This is a genomic window from Labedaea rhizosphaerae, assembly GCF_004362825.1.
In the GTDB taxonomy this organism is placed as follows: Bacteria; Actinomycetota; Actinomycetes; order Mycobacteriales; family Pseudonocardiaceae; genus Labedaea; species Labedaea rhizosphaerae.
Genome location: NZ_SNXZ01000002.1, coordinates 1,439,952 through 1,463,697 on the forward strand (window position 1 = coordinate 1,439,952; position 23,746 = coordinate 1,463,697).

Genomic DNA, 23,746 nt, shown 5'->3' on the forward strand with positions numbered 1-23,746 from the left:
CTCGGTCACGTCAGGTCTCCCAGGTGGTCGATGATCAGCTCGGTCACCCGGTCCGCCCGCTCCACGGCGACCAGGTGGGCGCCCGGGTCGAGCACCTTGAGGCGTGCGCCGGGCACCGCGCTGGTGATCCGCTCGGCGTGGTCGGGCGGGGTCGACTTGTCCTGCGCGCCCGCGATGACGAGTGTCGGTGCGCCGATCGAGGGCAGACCCTGGGTGAGGTCCATGTCGCGGATGGCGGCGCAGCAGCCGAGGTAGCCCTCGTCCGGCGTGCCGGTGACCATGTCCTGCGCCAGCGCGACGACGTCGGGGTTCGCTGTGCGGAAATCCTTGGTGAACCACCGTTCCACAGCCGGTCCGGCTTGGCCGGCGGTGCCGCCGGCACGCACCGCCGCGATGCGGTCCTCCCACATCTCCCGCGGGCCGAACTTCGCCGAGGTGCAGCAGAGGACGAGCCGGGCGAGGCGTTCCGGCGCCTGTTCGGCCAGCCACATGCCGACCATGCCGCCGAGCGAGAGCCCGACCCAGTGCACGCGGGCGGCGCCTAGCCGGTCGAGCAGGGCGAGCGCGTCGGCCCCCAGTTCGTCCAAAGTGTACGGACCGGGTGGTACCGGCGAGCCGCCGTGGCCGCGGTGGTCGTAGCGGACAACCCGGTAGCCGACGTCGGCGAGCGCCGAGGCCTGGGCGCGCCACATGCGCAGATCGCTGCCCAGCGACGCGGAGAGGACGACGAGCGGACCGTCGTCCGGCCCCTCGGCCACGTGGTGGACTTCGACCGTCATCCCCGCTCCCCTTCCAACGCACGACGCGTACCCAGCGCGGAACTCACCCGGACACCAACGGATTCGCGTGCTTTCGTCGCGCCACGCGTAACGCAGCCCCCACCCGTCCCGGGGGCGCCCCGTGTCCCAGTCTATCGGTTCGCAAGCCTCGAAACGGGGCCCGGCGGGATCTGTGGACAACCGGCGGCCTGTGGAAAACTCCGGCGGCGGGTCAGGTGTCATTGCTCGTCCGTCCGCCGTGGGCGGCCAGGGCCCGGCGCACGAACTCCGGTGCGTTGCCAACGTATCCGGCCGGGTCCAACAGGTCGGCGATCGCCGCCTTGTCCAGGTGGGCGGTGAGGGCTTCGGTGAAGTCGTCGGCGGCCGCGCACTCGGTGACCGCGGCCCGCGCCGCCGTCATGCCGAGCTTGTCCGCCAGCGCCACCGTGACCCGTTCGGCGAACACCGTGCCGCCCGCGGCCGTCAGGTTCGCCCGCATCCGGTCCGCGTCCACGACGAGCCGGCTCAGGCTGGTCGAGAGCCAGTGCACGGCGGAACCCGTTGCCACCAGCAGGTCCTGCACGGCGGGCCACTCGGCGTGCCACGCACCAGCGGAGCGCTGATGTTCGTGCGCCATCGACGCGTACACGGTCGACGCGAGGCCGGGCACCCGCCGCGCGCACGCCGACGCGCAGATTGCCGCCACCGGGTTGTGCTTGTGCGGCATGGCGGTCGAGCCACCCGATCCCGGTGGACCATCCTCGCGCAGCTCCCCGATGTCGCTGCCACACAACCGGACGATCTCCTGGGCGACCGACCCCACGGCGCCGGCGGTCAGGGCGAGCGCTCCGGCCAGCTCGGCGACCCGCGTCCGCTCGGTGTGCCACGGGAGCACCGGTTCCGGGAGCCCGAGCCGCCGGGCCAGTGCCTCCCGAACCGCGAGCCCTTGTGTCCCAAGCGAAGACAACGTCCCGACCGCGCCGCCGAACTGGAGGGCCAGCCGGGAACGCGCCCCGGCCAGCCGGTCGGCCGCGGCGTCGAGGCCCGTGAGCCAGCCGGCGGCGACCAGCCCGAAGGTGACCGGCGGGGCGTACTGGGACAACGTCCGTCCTACTTGGACAGTCTCGGCGTGGGCCGAGGCCAGCTCCGCCACCCGATCGGCCGCCGCGGCCAACGAACCCAGCAGCGCGTCCAGTGATTGGGCCGCGACCAGCACCATCGCGGTGTCCAGCACGTCCTGGCTGGTCGCGCCGCGGTGCACGGCATCGCCCGCCTGCTCGGTCAGCGCCCGCACCAACGGCCCGGCCGGGTTGCCGATCGCCGCGGCCCGCTCCCCCACGTCGTCCACATCGGTCACCGTGGCGGCCAGCACGGCGTCCGCCTCGGCCGCGGAGATCAGGCCGACGTCCGCGCACGCCAACGCCAGCGCGTGCTCGAAGTCCACCATGGCCCGCAGCCACGCGGCGTCGCCGGCGAGCGCGGCGACCGGTCCGGCCGCGTGCACGCCGTCGAACAACCCCACGTCAGGCCGCCTTCAACGCACGCAACGCGGCCAGCTCCGGCTCCGTCGGCGCGGCCGTATGCTCGAGCTCCGGCGCGACCTTCAGGTCCCAGCCGGTGGCCGCGCGCACTTGTTCCAGCGTCACGCCGGGGTGCACGGAGGTCAGGGTCAGCTCGAAGGTCTCCGGGTCCGGGCGCAGGATCCCGAGGTCGGTGATCACCAGCGTCGGCCCGGCACCCCGCAGGCCGAGCCGCGCCCGATCGCCCGGGCCGGACCCGTGCCCGACCGAGGTGACGAAGTCGACCTTCTCCACGAACGCCCGCGGGGTCTGCCGCACGATGATGAACACCTCCCGGCACGACGCCGCGATCTCCGGCGCGCCACCGGCACCGGGCAACCGCACCTTCGGGTCGGTGTAGTCGCCGATCACCGTCGTGTTGATGTTGCCGAACCGGTCGAGCTGGGCCGCGCTGAGGAACCCGACGTCGATCCGGCCGGGCTGCAGCCAGTAGTTGAACACCTCGGCCACGCCGATCACCGCATCCGCGGTCTCGGCCAGCACGCCGTCCCCAATGGACAGTGGCAGCCGGTCCGGTTTCGCGCCGAGACAACCGGATTCGTAGATCAGCACCAGGTCCGGCGCGTGGCCGCGGCGGGCGAGGTTGGCCGCGGTGGACGGCAACCCGATGCCCACGAAACAGGTCTGGCCATCGCGCAACGCCCGCGCGGCGGCGATCGACATCATCTCGTCGGGGGTGTGGTCGGTCATCGCGCGCTCCCCACCAGGTCGCCGAGCCAGCCGGTGAACGCGTCGCGGTCCTTGCTGATCGCGTCCCACTGCTTGTAGTAGTCGTTGTCGCGCTCGTAGAAACCGTGCGCGTACGAAGGATGCGCGCCGCGCGGCGCCGGCGCCACCGCCGTCACCGCCCAGCCGGGCAACACCACGCCGCCGGGCACCGGGGTCAGCTCGTCGACCACTTCCTCGACGGTGACGAGGCTGCGCTTCGCGGCCAGCACGGCTTCCTTCTGCATGCCGGTGATGCCCCAGAGCTGGACGTTGCCGGCCCGGTCGGCGCGCTGGGCGTGGATGACCGTGACGTCCGGGTTGAGCGCGGGCACCGCGGCCAGCCGCTCGCCGGTGAACGGGCACGTGACGAACTTGATCGTCTCGGTGACCGTCGGCAGGTCCGTGCCCGCGTAGCCGCGCAGGATGGCGAACGGCAGCCCGGAAGCCCCGGCCACGTAACGGTTCGCCATCCCCGCGTGGCTGTGCTCGACCAGTTCCAGCGGCACCGGCCAGGCGTGCGTGACCGCGTCCCGGAACCGGTGCAGCGAACCGACGCCGGGGTTGCCGCCCCACGAGAACACCAGCTTGCGCGCGCACCCCGCACCGATCAGCTGGTCGTAGACGATGTCGGGCGTCATGCGGACCAGCGTGAGGTCCCGGCGGCCCTGGCGGATGATCTCCTGCCCGGCGGCGACGGGGATGAGGTGGGTGAAGCCCTCGAGCGCCACCTCGTCCCCGTCGTGCACCAGCTCCGCGATCCCGTCGGCCAGTGAGACGATCCGCGCCACTTCTCACCTCGTTCGCATCGCGCACACTTGTTCTACTAGAGAACAGATTACGAGGCGAACTGACCCTCGGCAACCGGCTCCCGCGACTCGGCTACCCGCCGGCGCGGCAACAACACGCACGCGGCCAACGCCAGCGCGAACAGCCCGAGCCCCAGGTAGAGGCTGTTCCTGGTCGCCTCGACGATGTCCCCACCACCAGTGAGCGTGCCGAAGAACACGGTCCCGATCGTCGCCGGACCGGCCGCCATCCCGAGCTGGATCACCGTGTTCACCACGCCGGAGGCCGCACCGGCATCGGCCGCGCCCGCCCCGCTCAACGTCATCAGCATCAGCGACGACGACCCCATGCCGAGCCCGGCGCCGTAGAGGATCACCGGAACCACCAGCTGCCACGGCGTCAGCCCGGCGCCCGCGCCCGTGACCACCCAGATCATCGCCGCGCTCCCGGCGAGCAGGATCGCGAGCCCGATCATGGTCGCCACGCGGCCGAGCTTGGGGCCCATCGACATGCCCGCGCCGTTGCCCACGACGATGCCGACGGTCGCGGGCAGCATGGCCAGCGCGGTCTTCAGCGGCGAGTAGTGCAGGCCGTCCTGCAGGTGCAGGGTCAGCACGAAGAACGCGCCCATGCCGCAGTAGAAGATCAGCATCACCAGCAGCCCGACCGCCATCGCGCGGTGGCGCACCATGCCGACACGCACCAGCGGCTCCCGGCCCCGGCGTTCCCGGTTGCGTTGCAGCACAACGAAAAGCACGGCCAGCGGAAGCGCGGCCACCAACAGCACGAACGACCACACCGGCCAACCGAGCTCACGCCCCTGCACCAACGGGACCAACGCGGCAAGCAGCGCGGCGAGCAGGACGACCAGCCCGATCGGGTCGATACCGGCCTTGACCCGGCGCCGCGGGGCGGGCATCACCAGGGCGGCGCCGACGGCCGCGACCAGCGCGATCGGCACGTTGACGAAGAAGATCGTCCGCCACTGCCAGCCGAACAGGTCGGCCTGGGTGAGCACCCCACCGAGCAACGGCCCGGCGAGCCCGCCGAGCGGGAACGTCATGCCGTAGAAGCCCATGGCCTTGCCCTGCTCGGACCGCGGGAACTCCGCGTGCAGGAACGCCAGCACCTGCGGCACCATCAACCCGGCGAAGATCCCTTGGGCGGCGCGCGCGGCCAGCAGCGTGTCGACGTTCTGCGCGAGGCCCGCCCCCAGCGACGCCACCCCGAACCCGGCCGTCCCCGCGACGAACAACGCGCGGTGCCCGAACCGGTCCCCCAGCCGCCCGCCGACGATCAGCGTGACCGCGAACGCCAGCGTGTAGGCGGTCGCCGTCCACTGCAGTGCCGCCGGCGTCGCGCCCAGGTCGTGCTGGATGGTCGGCAGCGCGATCGTCACGATCTGGTTGTCGACCATGTCCATGAAGATCGCGGTCAGCAGCAGGGCCAGCGCCGCCCACCGCCTGCGATAGGGCTCGTCCGTCATCTCTGAAACTCCTTCCCCTCATCCGTTCCGGAAGGATGTTCAACCATCGATATGTCTTTGTCAATAAGATGATTGATTAGCTCATGGCAGGATGAAGGACATGACGACCCAACGCCGCTCCCGCCGCTCCCCCGCTCCGGGCGAGCGGCAGCGCGATCCCGAGCGCACGAAGGCGCGGATCATCGAGGCGGCCATCGAGGAGTTCTCGGCGAAGGGCTTCGCGGGCGCGCGCGTGTCGGAGATAGCGGCGAAGGCCGGCGTCAACCAGCAACTGATCGCCTACTACTTCGACGGCAAGGAAGGCCTGTACCTGGAGATCGGCCGGCGCTGGCGTGCATACGAAGCCGAAATGCTGCCCGACGACCTGGGCTTCCCGGAGATGATCAAACGCTACGTCCGCGCCAGCGTCGACAAGCGCATGGGCGGCAAGATGCTCGCCTGGGCCGGCCTGGCCGACACCGGCGAAGACCCCGACGACGCCGAAGCGAAGGAAAGCAGCGCCCGCCTCCGCCACGAAGTCGAGGCCATGCGCGAACGCCAGAAGACCGGCGACCTGGACCCCGACGTCGACCCAGCGGCGATGATGCTCATCGCCATGAGCGCGGGCAACGCGCTCGCGGTGTACCCGCAGATCGCCCGAGCACTGTTCGGCAAGGACGGAAGCTCACCGGAACTGGTGGAGCACTACGCGAACGAACTGGCCAAGATCCTGACCGCCCTTACCCGCAAGCCCTGAATGGCCCATTCGAGACACCCAACGCCCCGAATGGGCCATTCAGGGCTTTGAACCAGCCAGAGAAGCTCGGAACTCGGCAGACCAACCCAACCCACGCCGCACAGTCCGCTCAACGACGCCCGTCATACCCGCGGGGATCCTGCCGAGGTTGCGGCCGCGGCCGAGCCCCCGGCTGCCGAGCGGGCTGCGGCTGCCGACCAGGCTGTCGCGCTGCACCCTGCCCCTGCCGAGCCGCAGGAGGCTGCTGCCGCCCGTTGGCCGGCGGCTGCTGGCGCCCGTTCGGCGGCAACGGCTGCCGGTCTCCCGGCTGCGGCCGCATCCCGGGCTGCTGACGCGGCGCACCCGGTTGCTGACGCGGCTGACGCGCCCCCGCCGGGCGAGGCCGGCCACCGGGATCACGCGGGCCGGCCGCCGGCTGCCGGCCGGTTCCGCCGCGCGGGCGGTTGGCCGGTGGCGGCGTCTGCTGACGATCGCGGCCGGGCCGCTGCGCCCGTGCCGGGCGACCGGGCTTGCGCGGGTCCTCCCCCGGCATCGGCCGGTTGGACCACATGTCGAACAGCACCAGCATCCCGGCGATGACCAGCAGGGCGACCGCGATGATGACCAGTCCGCCGAAGATCGACATCACGGCGATACCGACCAGCGGCACGAGCGCGACCCACGACATGGGGTCGAGTCGCCCGAGCTTCTTGCGGCCGGGTCCAGCGGTGTCGCGGGGCATGGTGTGCGCGGGGGTCCTTCCTCGGATGAGCGGGCTGCTCGAGCCATCATCCCATCGCCGGGCTCGCCGTGGGTCAGGAGCCCGGTATCCGACCGCGACACGAGTCACACCCGAGCGGTGGTGCAGTACAAAGAGGGCATCACTGAACGTGACACACGCCGACGGTGACGCGTGGCCGACGACGTGCGACCGACCTGGGCAAACCCCAGCGCCGCGGGTGAATCTCGGCCACCCGCGGCGCCTGGCTCACGGTCCGATCCGCCCCACCGAAACGGAGAATGCCGATGGCGTCCGTGATCGCGAACATGTCGATGTCCCTCGACGGCTTCGTCGCCGACCCGTCGGACAGCGTCGACCTGCTCTTCGGCTGGTACTTCACCGGCTCGGTGCCGGTGCCGACGGCCGACGAGCGGCTGACGTTCCAGCTCTCCGACGCGAGCGCCAAGCACATGCGCAAGGTGCAGGAGTCCGTCGGGGCCGTGATCTGCGGCCGGCGCCTGTTCGACGTGGCCGGTGGCTGGGGCGGGCGGCATCCCATGGGCGTGCCCGCGTTCGTGGTGACGCACGAGGCGCCGCGCGACTGGAACCGCCCGGACGCACCGATCACGTTCGTGACCGACGGCGTGGCGAGCGCCGTGGCGAAGGCCAAGGCGACCGCGGGCGACAAGACCGTGGCGATCGCCAGCGCCGACATCACCCGGCAGTGCCTGGACGAGGGCCTCGTCGACGCGATCCAGGTCGACCTCGTGCCGGTGCTGATGGGCGAGGGCATCCGGTTCTTCGACAAGCTCTCGAAGATGCCGGTGACCCTCGACGACCCGGACGTGGTCGCGGGCACGGGCGTGCTGCACCTCTACTACCCGGTGCTCAAGTAGACCGCGAGCGTTCGCCGGTACGTTGCGACGATGCGCGAGCTTCCACTGGCGTTTGTGCAGGCCAGGGTCCGGTGGCTGGAGTTCCCCGGCGACGGCCGGCCGACGCTGTTCCTGCACGGGCTCGGCTGCACCGGCGCCTCGGATTTCGCGCACGTCGCGGCGCGCCTGCCCGGCCGGCGGTCGGTCCTGCTCGACCACCTCGGCTTCGGCCTTTCCGACCGGCCTGCCGATTTCGACTACCGGATCGAGTCGCACGCCCGCGTCGCGGCCGCGGTGCTCGACCACCTCGAACTGTCCGATGTGGACGTCGTGGCCCACTCGATGGGCGGCGCCATCGCCATCCTGCTCGCCGCACACCGCCCGGAACTCGTGCGCCGGCTCGTGTTGTCCGAGCCCAACCTCGACGTGGGCGGGGGCCAGTTCAGCACGCTGCTCGCCGGCCGCGACCCGGCGGGCATCGACCGGATCGTCAAGCTGACCAGCACGCCGGCGTTCGCGGCCCGGGCTCGGCTGGCCGACCCGGTGGCGCTGGTCCGCAGCGCCGAGGGCCTCGTCGCCTCGACCGACCCGACCCCGTTCGAGCTGCTGGCCAAGCTGGTGTGCCCGGTCCGTTTCCTGGTCGGCGAGCGCAGCCTGCCCGACGCCGACGCCGAACGGGTGGCCGCGCTGGGCATCCCGGTGTCGATCGTCCCGCGAGCCGGGCACGACATGAGCATCGACAACCCGGACGACTTCACCGCCGCCGTCGCCGCCGCTTTGGTGAGTTAGGACCGCTCCCGGGTCAGGCGAGCGCGGCCGGGACCGCCGGCACCGCGGCCAGCGCCGACCCCAGCCGGTGCCCCACGGCGATCGCCACCTCGTCGCGCAAGGCGGCCAGCTTCGCCACGTCGATCCCCGTCGCGATGCCCTCGCGGTGCAACAGGTGGACCAAGTCGTCGGTGGCGATGTTGCCCGAGGCACCCGGCGCGAACGGACACCCACCGATGCCGCCCAGGGCCGCGTCAAAGCGGCGGATGCCCAACCCCAGCGCCTCCCACACGTTCGCGGCCGCCGCGCCGTAGGTGTTGTGCAGGTGCAGCCCGAGCTCCACACCGCACGCCGACCGCACCGCGGAAACGGTGCGGCGCAACCGCCCGGGGGTCGCCGCGCCGATCGTGTCGGCCAGGTGCACCAGGCCGATGCCCATCGACTGCAACCGCCGCACCACCGACACCACCCGCGAGACCGGGGTGTCGCCGTCGAACGGGCACACGAACGCCGTCGCCACCGACGCCTCCACCGCCACCCCGGCCGCCGACAACACCAACACGCAGGAAGCCAAGCGCGCCAACGCTTCCTCGGTCGGCACGCCCGCGTTCGCCGTGCTGTGCCCGTCCGAGGCCGACACGACCAACCGCACCGAGCGCGCACCGGCGGCCACCGCCAGCTCCGCCCCGCGTTCGGTGAACACCAGCGCGTGGATCGTCGCGGGCGTGCCCGCCAGCGCGGCCACGACCTCGTCCGTGTCGGCCATCCGCGGCACCCGCCGCTTCGAGACGAACGAGCCGACCTCGAGCGAGCGGACGCCCGCGTCGACCAGGCCCCGCGCCAGCCGCAGCTTCTCGTGCGTCGGCACGGTCAACTGCTCGTCCTGCAGCCCGTCGCGCAGCACGACCTCCGTGATGTGCACCTGGTCCATTCAGATCACGCCCTTCGTGCGCAGCTCGGCGATCGCCGGCGCGCCGTAGCCCAGCTCCGCCAGCACTTCCGCCGTGTGTTCGCCGAGGTCGGGCCCCAGCGCACGCGTCCGGCCGGGTCGGTGCGCGAGCTTCGGCACGATGCCCGGGAACGCCACCTCGCGGTGGTCCCCCGGCCCGATCCGCACGGCGTGGCGCTCGTGCATGCCGCGCGCCGCGAAGTGCGGGTCCTTCGCGATCTCCTCGGCGGTCAGGATCGGCCCGCACGGCACGCCCGCGGCGACCAGAGCCGCCTCGGCCTCCTCCTGCGTGCGCTCGGCCGCCCACGCCGCGATCGCCGCGTCCAGCCGGGCCACGTGCCGGACCCGGCCCGCGTTGTCGGCCAGCGACGGGTCCGCGGCCAGGTCACCGCGCTCGATCACGGCCATCAACCGCCGGAAGATCGCGTCGCCGTTGCCGCTGATCACCACGTACTTGCCGTCCAGGCACCGGTAGGTGTTGGACGGCGCGACCCCCGGCAACGACGCCCCGGACGGCGCGCGCACCACGTCGAACGCCTCGTAGTCCGGCACCAGCGACTCCATCAGCGAGTACACGGCCTCGTAGAGCGCGACATCGACATCCTCGCCGTTCTCGCCGTTCTCGCCGTTCTTGCCGTCCTTGCCGTCCTCGCACGCCCGGCTCAGCAGGCCGAGCAACGCACCGATCACCGCGTAGAGCCCGGCAACGGAGTCGGCCAGGCTGATCCCCACCCGGGTCGGCGCGCGGCCGGGCTCCCCGGTCAACGCCCGCAACCCGCCGACCGCCTCGGCCACGCCGCCAAACCCCGGCCGGTCGCGGTAGGGGCCGGTCTGGCCGTATCCCGAGATCCGGACCACGACCAGGCGCGGGTTCGCCGCACGCAGGACGTCCGGGCCGATGCCCCACTTCTCCAGCGTGCCGGGCCGGAAGTTCTCCAGCAGCACGTCCGAACGGGCGGCGAGCTTGCGCACGATGTCCTGGCCCTCGGGGGTGCGCAGGTCCGCGGTCACCGAGCGCTTGTTGCGCCCCAGCGTGCGGAAGAGCAGCGAGGTGTCCCCCGCGTGCAGCCGCCACCGGCGCAGCTCGTCGCCGCTGCCGGGCCGCTCGACCTTCACCACGTCGGCACCGAAGTCGCCGAGCAGCCTGCCCGCGGTGGGCGCCGCGATGAAGTTGCCGAGCTCGAGCACGCGCACTCCGTCCAAAGGCCCCATGACCACGCTCCAAACCACATAGTGAGTTCGCAACCCAGAATACGGGCGAGCGGGTCACGGTCAAGGTCCGAGTGGCTGACTACACTCCGGCACATGACCGAGGATCGCGGCGGCACGGCGCCGGTGCTGGTGCTGCGCAAGTTCAAGCAGATCCTCGAGTCCTTCACCATCGAGCAGCCCGAACTGACCCTGCAGCAGATCACCCGCAGCACCGGCCTGCCGGCCAGCACGTGCCAGCGGCTGGTCCACAACCTGGTGCGCGAGGGTTTCCTCGACCGGTACGACGACGTCTACCGGGTCGGGCTCGGGCTCGTGCGCTGGGCCGCCCCCGGCACGTTCGGCCTAGACCTGGTCCGGCTCACCCGCCCGGTGCTGCAGCAACTGCGCGACGACACCGGTGAGACGGCCTGCCTCTACGTGCGCGACGGCGCGTTCCGCACCGTCGTCTCGCTGGCCGAATCGCGCCACCCCGTCATCCGGCTGTTCGTGGTCGGCATGGTCATGCCCCTGCACGCGGGCTCGGCGGGCAAGGTGTTCCTCGCCTGGGACCGGCTGGCGTTGAAGGACGCGATCGGCCACGGCCTCGGCCGGTTCACCCCGCGCACGGTCACCGACATCGACCTGCTCAACGAGCAGCTCGCCCGGATCCGCGAGGACGGCTACGCCAGCACGTTCGAGGAACGCGACCTCGGCGCCGCCTCCTTGAGCGCCCCGGTGTTCGACCGCAACGGCGACCTCGCCGCGGCCGTCGGCATCGGCGCGCCGACCCAGCGGATGTCGCCGGCCGACGTGCCCGCGCTCGCGCCGGTCGTCATCGCCGCCGCCGAACGCGCGTCAGAACGCCTCGGTTACCGCCCCGGTACTCGCAGCAGTTCCGCCTCCCCGGATTTCCCGAATATGGTTGCTGCGCGTCGTCGGCCTGCGGATGGGCTGTGACCGTGGCTGAGTTGCGTCCCGTTCCCCTTAGGTGCGGTTGACAGCCCACGACGAATCGATCCTGACCCCAATCCTCCTTGTTCCCGCCGTAAATCACGGCAAACTGCCGCAAATCGGCCACGGGGTTCCCGCATGCCTGGACACCCCTTGACGGCGCAACAATCACCGTCACATGATGAGTCTTCGACTTACATCGTGGTGAGCTGATGTCGAGGGAGACGAGCCGATGACGAAACCCACGAGCACCGTGACGGGGTCCGCGAGCGGACCCGCGGGTGACTCGATCACGGCCCGGCTGGACCGGTTACCGATCACCCGCACGCACCGCAGGGCGACCGTGGCCGTGGGGCTCGGCCTGTTCTTCGAGTTCTACGAGGTGTTCCTGGCCGGCGTGCTGAGTTCGGTGCTGGTCAGCGAGTTCTCGCTGAGCAAGGGGCAACTGCCGCCGCTGCTGGCGTCCTCGTTCGTGGGCATGTTCCTGGGCGCGCTGCTGCTCGGCCGGTTCGCCGACCGGTTCGGCCGGCGCGGCGCGTTCCTGCTGAACCTCGGCACCTACTCGGTGTTCTCGTTCCTGGGCGCGTTCAGCCCGAACGCGGTGATGCTGCTGGTGACCCGCTTCTTCGCCGGCATCGGTCTGGGCGCCGAGCCGCCGCTCGCGGACACCTACCTGACCGACCTGCTGCCGGCCCGCAAGCGCGGCAAGGTCATCGCCGCGGCCTACACGCTGGCGTTCTGCGGTGTGCCGGTCGTGGGCTTCCTGGCCAAGGGCTTGACCGAGCACGAGATCGCGGGCATCCCCGGCTGGCGCTGGCTCTTCGTGTTCGGCGCGCTGGGCGCGGTCGTCGTGTTCTTCCTGCGCCGCAGCCTGCCCGAGTCGCCGCGCTGGCTGCAGTCGGTCGGGCGCACGGAGGAGGCCGAGCAGGTCGTGGCGGCGTTCGAGGCCGAAGCCGGCAGCGACCGGGTGGCGGTGCCCGCGACCACCGAGCAGCGCGAGCCGACGTCGGCCGCGCCGGTGCGTGAGCTCTTCGGGCCCAAGCACGGCAAGCGCACCGTGATGATGGTGATCTTCCACCTGCTGCAGACGTTCGGCTACTACGGCTTCGGCACGATGGTGCCGCTGGTCCTGCTCGCGAAGGGTCACGACGTCAAGGAGTCGCTGCTCTACACGGCGCTGACCTACATCGGCTACCCGGTCGGCTCGGCGCTGTCGATGCCGCTGGTGGAGCGGTTCGAGCGCAAGTTCCTGGTGATCGGGTCGCTGCTGACGATGGGCGTGTTCGGCCTGGCGTTCGGCTACTCGGACTCGATGGTGCTCATCGTGGTCTTCGGCTTCGGCTACACCGCGGTCAGCAACCTGTTCTCCAACGCCTACCACATCTACCAGGCGGAGATCTTCCCGACGGCGTTGCGTTCGACGGCGGCGAGCGGCACGTATTCGTTGTCCCGGCTGACCACCGCGGCCATGCCGTTCGTGCTGGTGCCGCTGCTCGACCACACCAACCCGACCACGCTGTTCCTGGTGGTCGCCGGGGCCATGGCCCTGGTCGCCATCGACGTCGCCCTGCTCGGGCCGCGCACCACGGGCCGGACGGTGGAGAGCCTGTCGCAGTGACGAGGTTGGGAGCAGACTGGCCGGGTGCGTACGCGGGTTGCGATCATCGGCGCGGGTCCGGCCGGTCTGCTCCTGTCCCACCTGCTGGGGCTCGCGGGCGTCGACTCGGTGCTCGTCGAACGGCAGAGCGCCGAGCACGTCCGCTCGCGCATCCGCGCGGGCATCCTCGAGTCGTCCACTGTGGAGCTGCTGACCGAAGTCGGACTCGGTGACCGGCTCGCCCGCGAATCCCTTGCGCACCAAGGGATCTACCTGCAGTGGCCGGGCCACCGGCACCACCTGGACTTCCACGACCTCGTCGGCCGCTCGGTGTGCGTGTACGGCCAGACCGAGGTCACCCTCGACCTGATGCGGGCGCTCGCGGCCGCCGGGCGGACGGCGTTCTACGAAGCGAGCGACGTCCAGCCGCACGACGTCGAGTCCGATCGGCCGTTCGTCACGTTCACCGACGCCGACGGCACGCCGCAACGCCTGGACGCCGAGGTGATCGCCGGCTGCGACGGCTTCCACGGCCCGAGCCGCACGGCGATTCCCGACTCCGTGCGCCAGACGTGGGAACGCACCTATCCCTTCGCGTGGCTCGGTGTGCTGGCCGACGTGGCACCGTCCACCGATGACCTGATCTACGCGTGGCACCCCGACGGCTTCGCGTTGCACAGCATGCGCTCGCACCACGTCAGCCGCCTCTACCTGCAGGTGCGCCCGGACGAGGACCTCAGTGAGTGGAGCGACGACCGGATCTGGACGGCGCTGGCCACCCGGTTCGGCGCGGGGATCGACGGCTGGGAGCTCAAGACCGGCCCGATCACCGAGAAGAGCGTGCTGCCGATGCGCAGCTTCGTCGCCACGCCCATGCGCCACGGCAACCTGTTCCTGGCCGGCGACGCGGCGCACATCGTGCCGCCGACCGGCGCGAAAGGGCTGAACCTGGCGGTCGCCGACGTGGCGCTGCTGGCCCGCGCGCTCACCGCCTTGCTCACCGAAGGCCGCACCGAACTGGCCGACGCCTATTCGGACACCGCCCTGCGCCGGGTCTGGCGCTGCACGCACTTCTCGTGGTGGATGACCATGATGTTGCACCGCCACGGCGACGACTTCGACGCGCGGTTGCAACTGTCCCAACTCGAACGGGTGATCAACTCCCGGGCCGCTGCCCGCGAGCTGGCCGAGAACTACGCTGGGCTTGCCATCGGGTATTGACCAGCGGTTTCCGCCTCACCGGCATCGGGTAGACCACATCGAGATTCCGACGGAAGGGTGGGTATGGCGCAACGACCGGAACGAATCGTCATCGTGGGCGGCGGGTTCGCGGGGTACGAGACCGCGCGTGGCCTCATCCACGACGAGCGCGACATCGAGGTCGTGCTGATCAACGCCACCGACTACTTCCTCTACCTGCCGCTGCTGCCCGAGGTCGCGGCCGGCATCCTCGACCCGCAGCGGATCGCGATCTCGCTCGCCGTGGTGCTGCCCGGGGTCCGGCTCGTGCGGGGCGAGGTCACCGGCGTCGACCTGGACGCGAAGACCGTCAGCTACCTCAACCCCGAGGACACCGAGGCGTCGCTGAGCTACGACAAGCTCGTGCTCGCGGCCGGCAGCGTGAACAAGCTGCTCCCGGTGCCCGGGGTGGCCGACTACGCGCACGGGTTCCGCGGCATCCCCGAGGCCTTGTACCTGCGCGACCACATCATCCGGCAGATCGAACTCGCCGCGTCCACCGACGACCCGGCCGAACGCGACGCGCGCTGCACGTTCGTGGTGGTCGGCGCCGGTTACACCGGGACGGAGGTCGCGGCCCAGGGCCCCGGGTTCACCAAGCGCCTGGCCGCGCGGCACCCCGAGCTGCGTGACCAGCCGATCCGCTGGATGCTGCTCGACGTCGCCCCACACGTGCTGCCTGAGCTGGACAAACGCCTGGCGGCCACGTCCGATCGCGTGCTGCGCGAACGCGGTGTCGACGTGCGGATGAAGACGTCGATCGACGAGGCCATGGCCGACGGGGTGAAGCTGACCACCGGTGAACGGGTGCCGACCCGCACGCTGGTGTGGTGCGTCGGCGTGCGGCCGGACCCGTTGATCGAGTCGATCGGGTTGCCCACCGAGAAGGGTCGGCTCTGCGTCGACACCACCTTGCAGGTGCTCGACCACCCGGAGGTGTTCGCCTGTGGTGACGTGGCCGCGGTACCGGACCTGACCCGGCCGGGCCAGGTGTGCGGGATGACCGCGCAACACGCTGTGCGCCAAGGGAAACTGGCCGGGCGCAACGTGCTCGCCGCGCTGGACGGCAAGCCGCTGCGCCGCTACAAGCACCACGACCTCGGCTTCGTCGTCGACCTCGGCGGCAAGCAGGCGGCGGCCAACCCGCTGCACGTGCCGTTGTCGGGGTTGGCGGCCAAGGCCGTCACCCGCGGCTACCACCTGATGTCCATGCCGGGCAACCGCCTGCGCACGGCGATCGACTGGGCCGTGGATGCCGTGTCGCCGCGGCAGAGCGTCGAGTTCGGCCTGGTCCGCGGGGCGTCGGTGCCGCTGGACACGGCCTCGCCGGAACTCGCTCGACGCCGTTAGCCACCGTCGGCTAGCCTCTGCCTCGCCGTGATCCGACCCGAGGGGGTGAGACCCGTGAACGTTGTCCAGACGTGGGTGCTCACCCTGTTCGTCGCGGCGGGGCGGGAGACGACATAGGTCTCCTCGGGAGCGCCTGACCTCCCGAAAGGCATGACCTGTGCACTTCACAGCCCAATCCACGACCGACGGCATCGTCGAGCGCGACTTCACCCTCGGTGACATCACCGGCGTCCTCTGGTCGCCCGAAGGCGGCAGCGGCCGCGCTCCCCTGGTCCTGCTGGGCCACGGCGGCGGCAACCACAAGAAGCACCCGGCCATGGCCGGCCGGGCCCGGCTCCTGGTGTTGGGCGGCGGTTTCCACGTCGCCTGCATCGACGCACCCGGGCACGGCGACCGGCCGCCGTTCACCAAGGCCGACGAGCGGGAGATCGCCGAGATGCTGGCGGCCCGGGAAGCGGGCCGACCGGAAGGTCCGATCGTGGAGCGGTTCAACGGTCACCTCGCCGAGCGGGCTGTGCCCGAGTGGCAGGCGACCCTGGACGCCTTGCAGGAACTACCCGAGATCGGTCCGGACGGGCCGGTCGGCTACTTCGGGCTGAACATGGGCACCGCCTTCGGCGTCCGGCTGGCGGCGATCGACCGGCGGATCACGGCGGCGGTCTTCGGCCTGTTCTGGCACGGCTCGCTCGAGGAGGCGGCCCGGCGGATCACCATCCCGGTCGAGTTCGCGATGCAGTGGGACGACGAGCACATCCCGCGTGAGTCCGGCCTGGCGCTGTTCGACGCGTTCGCCTCGGCGGACAAGTCGTTGCACGTCAACTCGGGCAAGCACAAGGAACTGCCCCGGTTCGAGTCCGACAGCGCGGTCCGGTTCTTCGTCCGGCACCTGACGGTCTGACCGACCCGGACATCGGCGCCCGGCTGCGAGTCGGGCGCCGATGTGTTCGCAAGCGGCGCCGTGGGTATCCCCGGCCACACGAACCGGGAGGAGCGAAGACGTGACCGCACCCCACGACATCGAGTTCGACCAGGTCGCACCGCCCGAGCAGCGACGCAAGGCAGCGCGGGCGGTCGCCACGCTCGCGACCGACGCCGAGGACTGCGCGCAACTGCTGGCCATGCTGGGCCTGACCGCCGCCGACGGACTCTCGAAGGGCCGGCCGGCACGCAAGCGCAGGGCGGCCTGATGCATCCGGACGGGCCCAGCGAACACGCCGAGTACACCGAGACCTCCGACCAGGTCGTGCGTGACGAGGAAACGGAGGCGATCCCACCGGCCGCCGCCGCGCGGGCCGCGGCGGCCGAAGAGGTGGGTGGCGACGTGGACGACGAGATCCGCGTGCCGCCCGAGTGAGCCCCAGGCGCTGTCCTGCAAATCCGTGGTCGTAGTCGACCGAGATTCACAGGACAGCGACTAGAACCCGTTCTCGCGGATCACGTCGGCGTACCAGCGCGCGCTCTGTTTCAACGTGCGCTCCTGCGTCGCGAAGTCCACGTGCACCAGGCCGAACCGCTTCGCATAGCCCTCGGCCCACTCGAAGTTGTCCAGCAACGACCAGTAGAAGTAGCCCCGCAGGTCGACGCCCTGGTCGATCGCCGCGTGCGCGGCCCGCAGGTGCGCCTCGACGAACGCCACCCGGTCCTCGTCGGCCACACCAGGGTAGGCCGCCCCGTTCTCGGTGATCACCAGCGGCACCTCCGGGTAGTCGCGTTGCACCTGTACCAGCAAATCGGTCAGCTCGTCGGGCTGCACGTCCCAGCCCGAGTCCGTGACCGGCGCGCCGGTGGGGTGGAAACCCACGTGTTCCGAGCCGACCCACGTCAGGTCCGGCGTCTCGCCGCGGTCGCTGACCTGGTAGCCGCGGTAGTAGTTGATGCCCAGCACGTCGATGGGAGCGGCGATCGTGTCGAGGTCGCCGTCGCGGACCAGGTCGTCCGGCCACCACCGCCGGACGTCGGCGAGCACGTCGTTGGGGTAGCCGCGGCCGAAGACCGGGTCCATGAAGATCCGGTTCTGCAGGCCGTCGACGCGTCGCACGGCGTCCGCGTCGCCCGCCACCGGGTAGAGGTTCAGGGCCAGCCCCGCGACAGCGGCGGGCACCCGCTCGCGGATCGCGCGCATCCCCAGTCCGTGCGCGAGCAGCAAGTGGTGCACCGCCGCCAGCGCGGCCGTCCGGTCCTGCCTGCCCGGTGCGTGCCTTCCCGAGGCGTAGCCGAGGAACGCCGAGCACCACGGCTCGTTGATGGTGTGCCACTGGACCACGCGGTCGCCGAGCCGGTCGAGCACGGCCAGGGCGTAGTCGGCGAACCGGAAGGCGGTGTCCCGGTTGGCCCAGCCGCCCTGGTCCTCCAGCGCCTGGGGCAGGTCCCAGTGGTAGAGGGTCAGGCACGGCGTGATCCCGTTGTCCAGCAGGCGGTCCACGAGCCGGTCGTAGAACCCGAGCCCCTTCGAGTTGACCGTGCCGTCGGCGTGCAGCACCCGTGGCCACGCCACCGAGAACCGGTATGCGTCGAGGCCCAGCTCGGTCATCAAGGCGACGTCACGGTCCATCAGCCGGTAGTGGTCGGCCCCCGGGTCGCCGGTGTCGCCGTTCACGACGGCACCGGGCGTCGCGCAGAACCGGTCCCAGATGGACTCGACGCGACCGTCCACAGTGGTCGAACCCTCGATCTGGAAGGCCGAGGTGGCCGAACCCCAGGTGAATCCGGCCGGAAAGCGGAGCCGGGCCCTGGTTGCCTGGGTTTCAGTGGACACGATCATCCTTTCACCGCGCCCGCCATGATGCCGGCCACGATCTGGCGGCCGAGCAGCACGAAGACGACGAGAATCGGGATGGTGGCCAGGGTGGTACCGGCCAACACCAGGGAGTAGTCGACGTAGTAACCGCTTTGCAGGCGTTCCAGCGCCAGCTGCACGGTGGGGTTCTCGGGGTCGAGCACGACCAGCGGCCACAGGAAGTCGTTCCACGACATCATGAACGTGAACATGCCGAGGAACGCCGCGGCCGGGCGGGACGCGGGCAGGGCGACGTGCCAGAAGACGCGCAGCATCGAGCAGCCGTCCATCCGGGCCGCCTCGATCAGCTCGTCGGGCAGCGCCGACACCAGGTACTGGCGCATCCAGAACACGCCGATCGCGCTGACCAGGTTCGGGATGATCACCGCGGGCAGGTGCCCGGCCCAGCCGAAGTCCGCCATCGCGATGTAGAGCGGGATGATGCCGAGTTGCGTCGGCACCGCGAGCGTCGCGATGACGAACAGGAAGAGCCCGTTGCGACCGCGGAAGCGCAGCTTGGCGAAGGCGAACCCGGCCAGCGTGCACAGCAGGACGGTCGAGATGGTCACCGTGCCGGACACGATCACGCTGTTGCCCAGCGCCCGCCAGAACGGCACGGTGTCGAACACCCGCGCCGCGTTGGCGAAGAAGTTCCCGCCGGGCAACAACGGCGGCACCTTCTGGGTCATCATCCCGCTGTCCCGGCTGGCCACCAGGAACGACCAGTAGAACGGGAAGACCGAGCCGATGATGAACGCGGCCAGCAGCCCGTAGACCCAGAAGCGCGCGCGTCGCAGTCCTGTCACTTCTTCTCCCCCGTCCCGGCCAGCCTGCGGGTGAGCAGGAAGTTGATCACCGCGATCACGATGATCACCAGGAACAGCACCCACGCGATGGCCGACGCGTAGCCGAGGTGCTGCGACTCGAAACCGGTCTGGTACAGGTAGAGCGTCACCGTCTGGAACTGGTTGGACGAGCCGCCGTTGTTCGACCCGGGCATCGAGTCGAAGAGCTTCGGCTCGGTGAACACCTGCAGACCACCGATCGTCGAGGTCATCACCACGAAGATCAGCGTGGGCCGCAGCAACGGAAGCGTGATGCTGACCAGCCGGCGGAACGCGCTCGCTCCGTCGATCAGCGCGGCCTCGTAGACGTCCTTGGGGATGGCCTGCATGGCGGCCAGCACGATCAGGGCGTTGTAGCCGGTCCACCGCCAGTTGATCATCACGGCGATGGCGATGTGGCTGGCGAACCGGCTGGCCTGCCAGTCGATCCGGTCGAGGCCCACGAGTTCCAGGAACCCGTTGACCAGTCCGTAGTTGGGGCCGAACAGGTTGGCGAAGATGATGCCGAGCGCGACGAGGCTCGCCACGTACGGCAGCAGCACGCCGATCCGCCAGCCGGTCGGGGCCCGCAGGTTAGTGTTGAGCAGCGCGGCGAGCAGCACCGCGATGATGATCTGCGGGACGCTGGAGAGCAGGAAGATGCTGAGCGTGTTGACCAGCGTCGTGTAGAACTGGTCGTCCTGGAACAGGTCGATGTAGTTGTTGAAGCCGATGAACTTGTGCGTCTCGTCGAGCAGGTCCCAATCGAACAGTGAGACGTATCCCGTGTACAGCAACGGGAACAGGCCCACCAGTCCGAAGAGGATGAAGAACGGTGCGATGTAGACGTACGGCGAGAACTTGACGTCCCAGCCGCTGATCCGGTCTCGCAGCGTCAGCTTCGGCGTCTGCGGCACCGGGCCCGGCACCTCTGGGTACCGGCCGGTCGGCCCGCGCTCGGCCAGTCGGGCCGACCGGCCGGAGCTCATTTGATGATCTTCTTCGCCGCGTCGACCGCCTGCTGCCAGCCGTCCTGCGGTGACTTGCCCTGTTCCACCGCCTGCAGCGCCGGGCTGACCGCGTTCTCCTTGATCTTGCCGTCACCGGGGCCCTTGTACTGGGCCCGCTCGACCTTCTTGGCCTGCTCGGAGAAGATCTCGCCGGTCTTGGCGTTGCCGAAGTACGGGTCGGTGGTGCTCAGCAGGGCCGGATCGGTGAGCGCCTTGACCTGGCTCGGGAAGTTGCCGGTCTTCTGGAACGCCTTGATCTGCTGCTCCGGCGCCGTCAGCCAGGCGGCGAGCGCCGCGGCCTCGGTGGGGTGCTGGCTCTGCTTGGGCACTGCGAGGTACGAGCCACCCCAGTTGCCGCCGCCACCCGGGAACGCCGCGGTGACCGCCCACTTGCCGGAGTTCTTCGGACCGGCCTGCTCCTTGACCACACCGAGCATCCACGACGGACAGACGGTGGTGGCGAACGCGCCGGTCTTGAAGCCGTTGTTCCACTCCGGGCTGAACGCGGTCAGCTTGGCCGACTGGCCCCGCTCACCGGCCGCGGTGACGGTGTCCCAGTTGGCCCGGATCTGCGGGTTGGTCTCCATGGCCAGCGAGTCGTCGGTGTTGAGGAACCCGATCGGCAGCTGGTTGTGCATGGCGTTGAAGGTCTGGGAGTCCGAGTCGAACCACGCCTTGTGCGTGTGCGCGACGTACTGGTCGCCCGCGGCGAAGTACGACTGCCAGGTCGCGAAGAGCGGGGCCACCTTCTCCGGGTCGGTGGGCAGCCCGGCCGCCTTGAACAGGTCCGAGCGGTAGCACATGGCCTCGGGGCCGATGTCCGTGCCGTACCCGATCAGCGCGCCGTTCTTGGCCTTGCCACCCTCGTACTTCCAGGGCAGCCAGCGGTCCGGGGTGACGTCCTTCGGGCCGATCTTGGTCAGGTCGTTGAAGAGGTTGGGCCGGGCGAGCACGTCGGAGATGTAGCCCTCCTCGACGGCGACCACGTCCTCGAGCCCGTGACCGGCGGCGAGCTTGGTGAACAGGTTCTGGTGGTACGGGCCGCCCTCGCCGGTCTTGTGCTGGGTGATCTTGATGTTGGGGTGCAGCCGCATGTACTCCGTCAGCAGGTCCTCGTAGCCGAACTCGGTGAAGGTGCCGATCGTCAGCTCGACCTTGCCGCCGGACGTGCCGGTGCTGCCACCGGAGGCGCCGTCGGAACTGCCGCACGCGGTGACGGCTACCGAAGCCGCCAGCACGGCGATCGCGAGGGTGCCGACCCTCGATAACTGGTGTCGCACGTCAAACCCCTTGCCGCTGGGTTTTCTGGGAGCGCTCCCAGAACGAATGTCGAGAGTGTGGCGGGTTCGCTGTTGTTACGTCAAGATGTCTACGGTACTTCTTCCGGGAGCGCTCCCAATCCGGTTCCGGCATGAGAGGCTGTGCCCCGTGGACGATCAGACGGTGGACCTCCAGGACGGCGCACGTCCGACGCTCGAGGACGTCGCCGCGCACGCCGGCGTCTCCCGCTCGACCGCGTCGCGGGCGCTCAACGGAGACACCTACGTCAGCGCGCGCGCCCGGGAGAAGGTCCTCGCCTCGGCCGCGGCGCTGGGCTACTCCCCCAACCAAGCGGCGCGCTCGCTGGTCACCCGGCGCACCGGCGCGGTGGCCGTCGTGCTCTCCGAGGCGGAGGCCACCGTCCTCGACGACCCGTACTTCGCGATAGTGGTGCGCGCGGCGTTTCGGGCCCTGGCCGACGCGGGCAGCCAGATGCTGTTGATGTTCGTCGACAGCGCCGACGACGTCCCGCGCACCGTGCGCTTCCTGGACGGCGGCCACGTCGACGGCGCCCTGGTCTTCGCCTCCCACCAGAAGGACCCGTTACCCGCGGCCGTGCAGCAACTGCGGTTGCCGGTGGTGTTCGGCGGGCCCGCCGGGAACCTGACCAGCGGCGTGCACGCGGTCGACTTCGACAACCGGGCCGGCGCGGCCGCGGCGGTCGAGCACCTGATCGCGTCCGGCCGCAAGCAGATCGCGATGGTCTCCGGGCCGCCCGATCACCGGGCCGCCGCCGACCGCCTGACCGGCTGGCGGTCGGCGTTGACGGCCCACAAGATCCGCGGCACCCGCCTGTTCGAGCAGGGCGACTTCACCATCGAGGGCGGCCGCTCGGCGATGGCGAAGTTGCTGGCGCGCAAACCCGATCTGGACGCGGTGTTCGCGGCCAGCGACCTGATGGCGGCGGGGGCGATCCGCGAACTGGAAGCGGCCGGGCGCCGCATCCCCGATGACGTCGCCGTGATCGGCTTCGACGACAACCCGGTGCTCGCGCCCGTGATGAAACCGCCGCTGTCGTCGGTCCACCAGGACCCGCGGCTGCAGGTGCGCCGGATGGTGGAGACGTTGACCGCGTTGCTGGCCGGCGAGGAGGTGACCCCGGCACGGCACATGCTGGGCGTGTCGCTGACCCTGCGCGAGTCCGGCTGACCCCGAAGCTGAACCCCGCGCGCGGGCAACGTGACCTGCTAATGTCGGCTTGCAGTGTCTAGGGTTCCGCCGTTCCACCCTCTCCGTTCTTCGAGCGGAGGACAGGGAAAGCGGGTCTGGTCCGAGCGACACCACCGGGTGCCACCGGACGGCAGTCGGTCATCTCAAGGGACAAAAGCCTGGAGGACCCCGGTTTCCGCGTGCGCGGGAGCCCGAGAGGTCCTGCTGATGTCGCCCGAATTGCTCGTGACCCTGCTGCTTGCCTCGATCCTCGCCTTCGGCCTCGCGTGGCTGTCGTCGGTGGGCGGCATGGGCGGCACCGTGGTGATGATGGTCGTGTTCACCGCGTTGTTCGGCCTCCAGGTGGCGGTGCCCCTGCTGACCCTGACCCAACTCGCGAGCAACGGTGGCCGGGCGTGGTTCAACCGCGCCGAGGTCCAGTGGCGGATCATCCGGTGGCACGCCCTCGGCGCGATCCCCTTCGCCCTCGGCGGCGGGTTGCTGTTCGCCTACGCCCCCGTGGAGCTGCTCAAGCGCTTGCTCGGCGCCTCGCTGATGGCCACGGTCGTCTGGCGGCGGCTGCGCCCATCCGTCGCCAAGCCCGGCGAGAGGACGTTCATCGCCATCGGCGGTGCGGCCGGGCTCAGCTCGTCGCTCCTCGGCGCGGCCGGTCCCCTGACCGCCCCGTTCTTCCTCGCCTACAGCCTGAGCGGTGGCGCGTACGTGGGGACCGAGGCCGCGGCGTCGCTCGTCATCCACCTCACCAAGATCACGGCCTACGCCACCGGAAGCCTGGTCTCGCCGCAGGTCCTCCTGCTGGGTGCGGCCCTCGCCCCAGCGGTCACCGCGGGCACCTGGGCCGGCAAGAAGACGCTGCAGCACATGAGCAAACGCCTCTTCGTGGCGGTGACCGAGGTCGGAATCCTCATCGCCGGAGTCCTGCTCGTCGTCGGCATCTGAACACCCTTGCCGAAGCTGTGAATCAGTGCTTCA

The 23,746-nt window shown here is 70.5% G+C and carries 24 protein-coding genes; 12 read left to right on the forward strand and 12 right to left on the reverse strand.

Annotation, left to right across the window (positions count from 1 at the left end; all coding sequences use genetic code 11):
* Positions 1 to 5 precede the first annotated feature (5 nt).
* The 5 genes from pcaD to EV186_RS16145 all read right to left on the reverse strand — a co-directional run bounded on the left by pcaD (position 6) and on the right by EV186_RS16145 (position 5,318).
* Positions 6 to 779 carry a 3-oxoadipate enol-lactonase gene (gene pcaD / locus EV186_RS16125; protein WP_133850019.1) on the reverse strand — a complete coding sequence of 258 codons (774 nt, stop codon included), beginning with the start codon at positions 777 to 779 and terminating at the stop codon, positions 6 to 8.
* 211 nt (positions 780 to 990) lie between these two features.
* The gene (locus EV186_RS16130; RefSeq protein WP_243754060.1) at positions 991 to 2,280 is read right to left on the reverse strand and encodes a lyase family protein; all 1,290 of its coding nucleotides are present in this window, start codon (positions 2,278 to 2,280) and stop codon (positions 991 to 993) included.
* Between the two features lies 1 nt (position 2,281).
* Positions 2,282 to 3,028, reverse strand: a complete 747-nt coding sequence (locus EV186_RS16135) for a CoA-transferase subunit beta (RefSeq protein ID WP_133850020.1) — start codon at positions 3,026 to 3,028, stop codon at positions 2,282 to 2,284.
* Positions 3,025 to 3,834: a CoA transferase subunit A gene (locus EV186_RS16140; protein ID WP_133850021.1), complete on the reverse strand. Its 810-nt coding sequence runs from the start codon at positions 3,832 to 3,834 to the stop codon at positions 3,025 to 3,027. The genes EV186_RS16135 and EV186_RS16140 overlap by 4 nt, the downstream gene beginning before the upstream one ends.
* Positions 3,835 to 3,881: 47 nt before the next feature.
* Positions 3,882 to 5,318, reverse strand: coding sequence for an MFS transporter (locus EV186_RS16145; protein ID WP_133850022.1), 1,437 nt, complete (start codon positions 5,316 to 5,318; stop codon positions 3,882 to 3,884).
* A 91-nt stretch (positions 5,319 to 5,409) separates the two neighbouring features.
* Between EV186_RS16145 and EV186_RS16150 the strand changes: the two genes are divergently transcribed.
* Positions 5,410 to 6,054, forward strand: a complete 645-nt coding sequence (locus EV186_RS16150; RefSeq protein ID WP_133850023.1) for a TetR/AcrR family transcriptional regulator — start codon at positions 5,410 to 5,412, stop codon at positions 6,052 to 6,054.
* A gap of 109 nt (positions 6,055 to 6,163) precedes the next feature.
* Here EV186_RS16150 and EV186_RS16155 read toward each other — a convergent pair whose 3' ends face one another.
* A complete protein-coding gene (locus EV186_RS16155) occupies positions 6,164 to 6,775 on the reverse strand; it encodes a hypothetical protein (protein WP_133850024.1) in 612 nt (203 codons plus the stop codon).
* 284 nt (positions 6,776 to 7,059) lie between these two features.
* On the opposite strand from EV186_RS16155, the gene EV186_RS16160 reads away from it, so the two are divergent.
* Positions 7,060 to 7,650 (forward strand): dihydrofolate reductase family protein, encoded by a 591-nt coding sequence (locus EV186_RS16160; RefSeq protein ID WP_133850025.1) that lies wholly within the window; start codon positions 7,060 to 7,062, stop codon positions 7,648 to 7,650.
* 30 nt (positions 7,651 to 7,680) lie between these two features.
* Positions 7,681 to 8,418: an alpha/beta fold hydrolase gene (locus tag EV186_RS16165; protein WP_133850026.1), complete on the forward strand. Its 738-nt coding sequence runs from the start codon at positions 7,681 to 7,683 to the stop codon at positions 8,416 to 8,418.
* A gap of 13 nt (positions 8,419 to 8,431) precedes the next feature.
* Here the strand turns inward: EV186_RS16165 and EV186_RS16170 are convergent, their stop codons facing one another.
* Positions 8,432 to 9,328 carry a hydroxymethylglutaryl-CoA lyase gene (locus EV186_RS16170; RefSeq protein ID WP_133850027.1) on the reverse strand — a complete coding sequence of 299 codons (897 nt, stop codon included), beginning with the start codon at positions 9,326 to 9,328 and terminating at the stop codon, positions 8,432 to 8,434.
* The gene (locus EV186_RS16175; protein WP_133850028.1) at positions 9,329 to 10,558 is read right to left on the reverse strand and encodes a CaiB/BaiF CoA transferase family protein; all 1,230 of its coding nucleotides are present in this window, start codon (positions 10,556 to 10,558) and stop codon (positions 9,329 to 9,331) included. It abuts the gene before it with no gap.
* Positions 10,559 to 10,651: 93 nt separating this feature from the next.
* On the opposite strand from EV186_RS16175, the gene EV186_RS16180 reads away from it, so the two are divergent.
* The 7 genes from EV186_RS16180 (at position 10,652) to EV186_RS38930 (ending at position 17,028) form a co-directional block, all read left to right on the forward strand.
* On the forward strand, positions 10,652 to 11,494 hold the full coding sequence (locus EV186_RS16180) for an IclR family transcriptional regulator (protein ID WP_133850029.1): 843 nt from the start codon (positions 10,652 to 10,654) through the stop codon (positions 11,492 to 11,494).
* Positions 11,495 to 11,720: 226 nt separating this feature from the next.
* A complete protein-coding gene (locus tag EV186_RS16185) occupies positions 11,721 to 13,106 on the forward strand; it encodes an MFS transporter (protein WP_133850030.1) in 1,386 nt (461 codons plus the stop codon).
* Between the two features lie 24 nt (positions 13,107 to 13,130).
* Positions 13,131 to 14,306 carry a 4-hydroxybenzoate 3-monooxygenase gene (locus tag EV186_RS16190; RefSeq protein WP_133850031.1) on the forward strand — a complete coding sequence of 392 codons (1,176 nt, stop codon included), beginning with the start codon at positions 13,131 to 13,133 and terminating at the stop codon, positions 14,304 to 14,306.
* Between the two features lie 63 nt (positions 14,307 to 14,369).
* Positions 14,370 to 15,674, forward strand: coding sequence for an NAD(P)/FAD-dependent oxidoreductase (locus EV186_RS16195; protein ID WP_133850032.1), 1,305 nt, complete (start codon positions 14,370 to 14,372; stop codon positions 15,672 to 15,674).
* 157 nt (positions 15,675 to 15,831) lie between these two features.
* On the forward strand, positions 15,832 to 16,572 hold the full coding sequence (locus EV186_RS16200) for a dienelactone hydrolase family protein (RefSeq protein ID WP_133850033.1): 741 nt from the start codon (positions 15,832 to 15,834) through the stop codon (positions 16,570 to 16,572).
* Positions 16,573 to 16,672: 100 nt separating this feature from the next.
* Positions 16,673 to 16,861 (forward strand): hypothetical protein, encoded by a 189-nt coding sequence (locus tag EV186_RS16205; RefSeq protein WP_133850034.1) that lies wholly within the window; start codon positions 16,673 to 16,675, stop codon positions 16,859 to 16,861.
* Complete coding sequence (locus tag EV186_RS38930) at positions 16,861 to 17,028, forward strand: hypothetical protein (RefSeq protein ID WP_166659192.1); 168 nt, start codon at positions 16,861 to 16,863, stop codon at positions 17,026 to 17,028. The genes EV186_RS16205 and EV186_RS38930 overlap by 1 nt, the downstream gene beginning before the upstream one ends.
* 60 nt (positions 17,029 to 17,088) lie before the next feature.
* On the opposite strand, the gene EV186_RS16210 is transcribed toward EV186_RS38930, so the two are convergent.
* Genes EV186_RS16210 through EV186_RS16225 form a run of 4 tightly spaced genes read right to left on the reverse strand, consistent with a single transcriptional unit; the run spans position 17,089 to position 21,564 of the window.
* Positions 17,089 to 18,435, reverse strand: a complete 1,347-nt coding sequence (locus tag EV186_RS16210; protein ID WP_133850035.1) for a GH1 family beta-glucosidase — start codon at positions 18,433 to 18,435, stop codon at positions 17,089 to 17,091.
* The gene (locus EV186_RS16215) at positions 18,432 to 19,256 is read right to left on the reverse strand and encodes a carbohydrate ABC transporter permease (protein WP_133850036.1); all 825 of its coding nucleotides are present in this window, start codon (positions 19,254 to 19,256) and stop codon (positions 18,432 to 18,434) included. The genes EV186_RS16210 and EV186_RS16215 overlap by 4 nt, the downstream gene beginning before the upstream one ends.
* Positions 19,253 to 20,263: a carbohydrate ABC transporter permease gene (locus EV186_RS16220; protein WP_133850037.1), complete on the reverse strand. Its 1,011-nt coding sequence runs from the start codon at positions 20,261 to 20,263 to the stop codon at positions 19,253 to 19,255. Before EV186_RS16220 ends, EV186_RS16215 begins: the two co-directional genes overlap by 4 nt.
* A complete protein-coding gene (locus EV186_RS16225; protein WP_481808309.1) occupies positions 20,260 to 21,564 on the reverse strand; it encodes an ABC transporter substrate-binding protein in 1,305 nt (434 codons plus the stop codon). The genes EV186_RS16220 and EV186_RS16225 overlap by 4 nt, the downstream gene beginning before the upstream one ends.
* Positions 21,565 to 21,727: 163 nt before the next feature.
* Between EV186_RS16225 and EV186_RS16230 the strand changes: the two genes are divergently transcribed.
* Entirely contained in the window at positions 21,728 to 22,753 is a 1,026-nt protein-coding gene (locus EV186_RS16230) for a LacI family DNA-binding transcriptional regulator (RefSeq protein ID WP_243754098.1), read from the forward strand.
* A gap of 228 nt (positions 22,754 to 22,981) precedes the next feature.
* Positions 22,982 to 23,713 carry a sulfite exporter TauE/SafE family protein gene (locus tag EV186_RS16235; RefSeq protein WP_133850039.1) on the forward strand — a complete coding sequence of 244 codons (732 nt, stop codon included), beginning with the start codon at positions 22,982 to 22,984 and terminating at the stop codon, positions 23,711 to 23,713.
* The last annotated feature ends 33 nt before the right edge of the window (positions 23,714 to 23,746 follow it).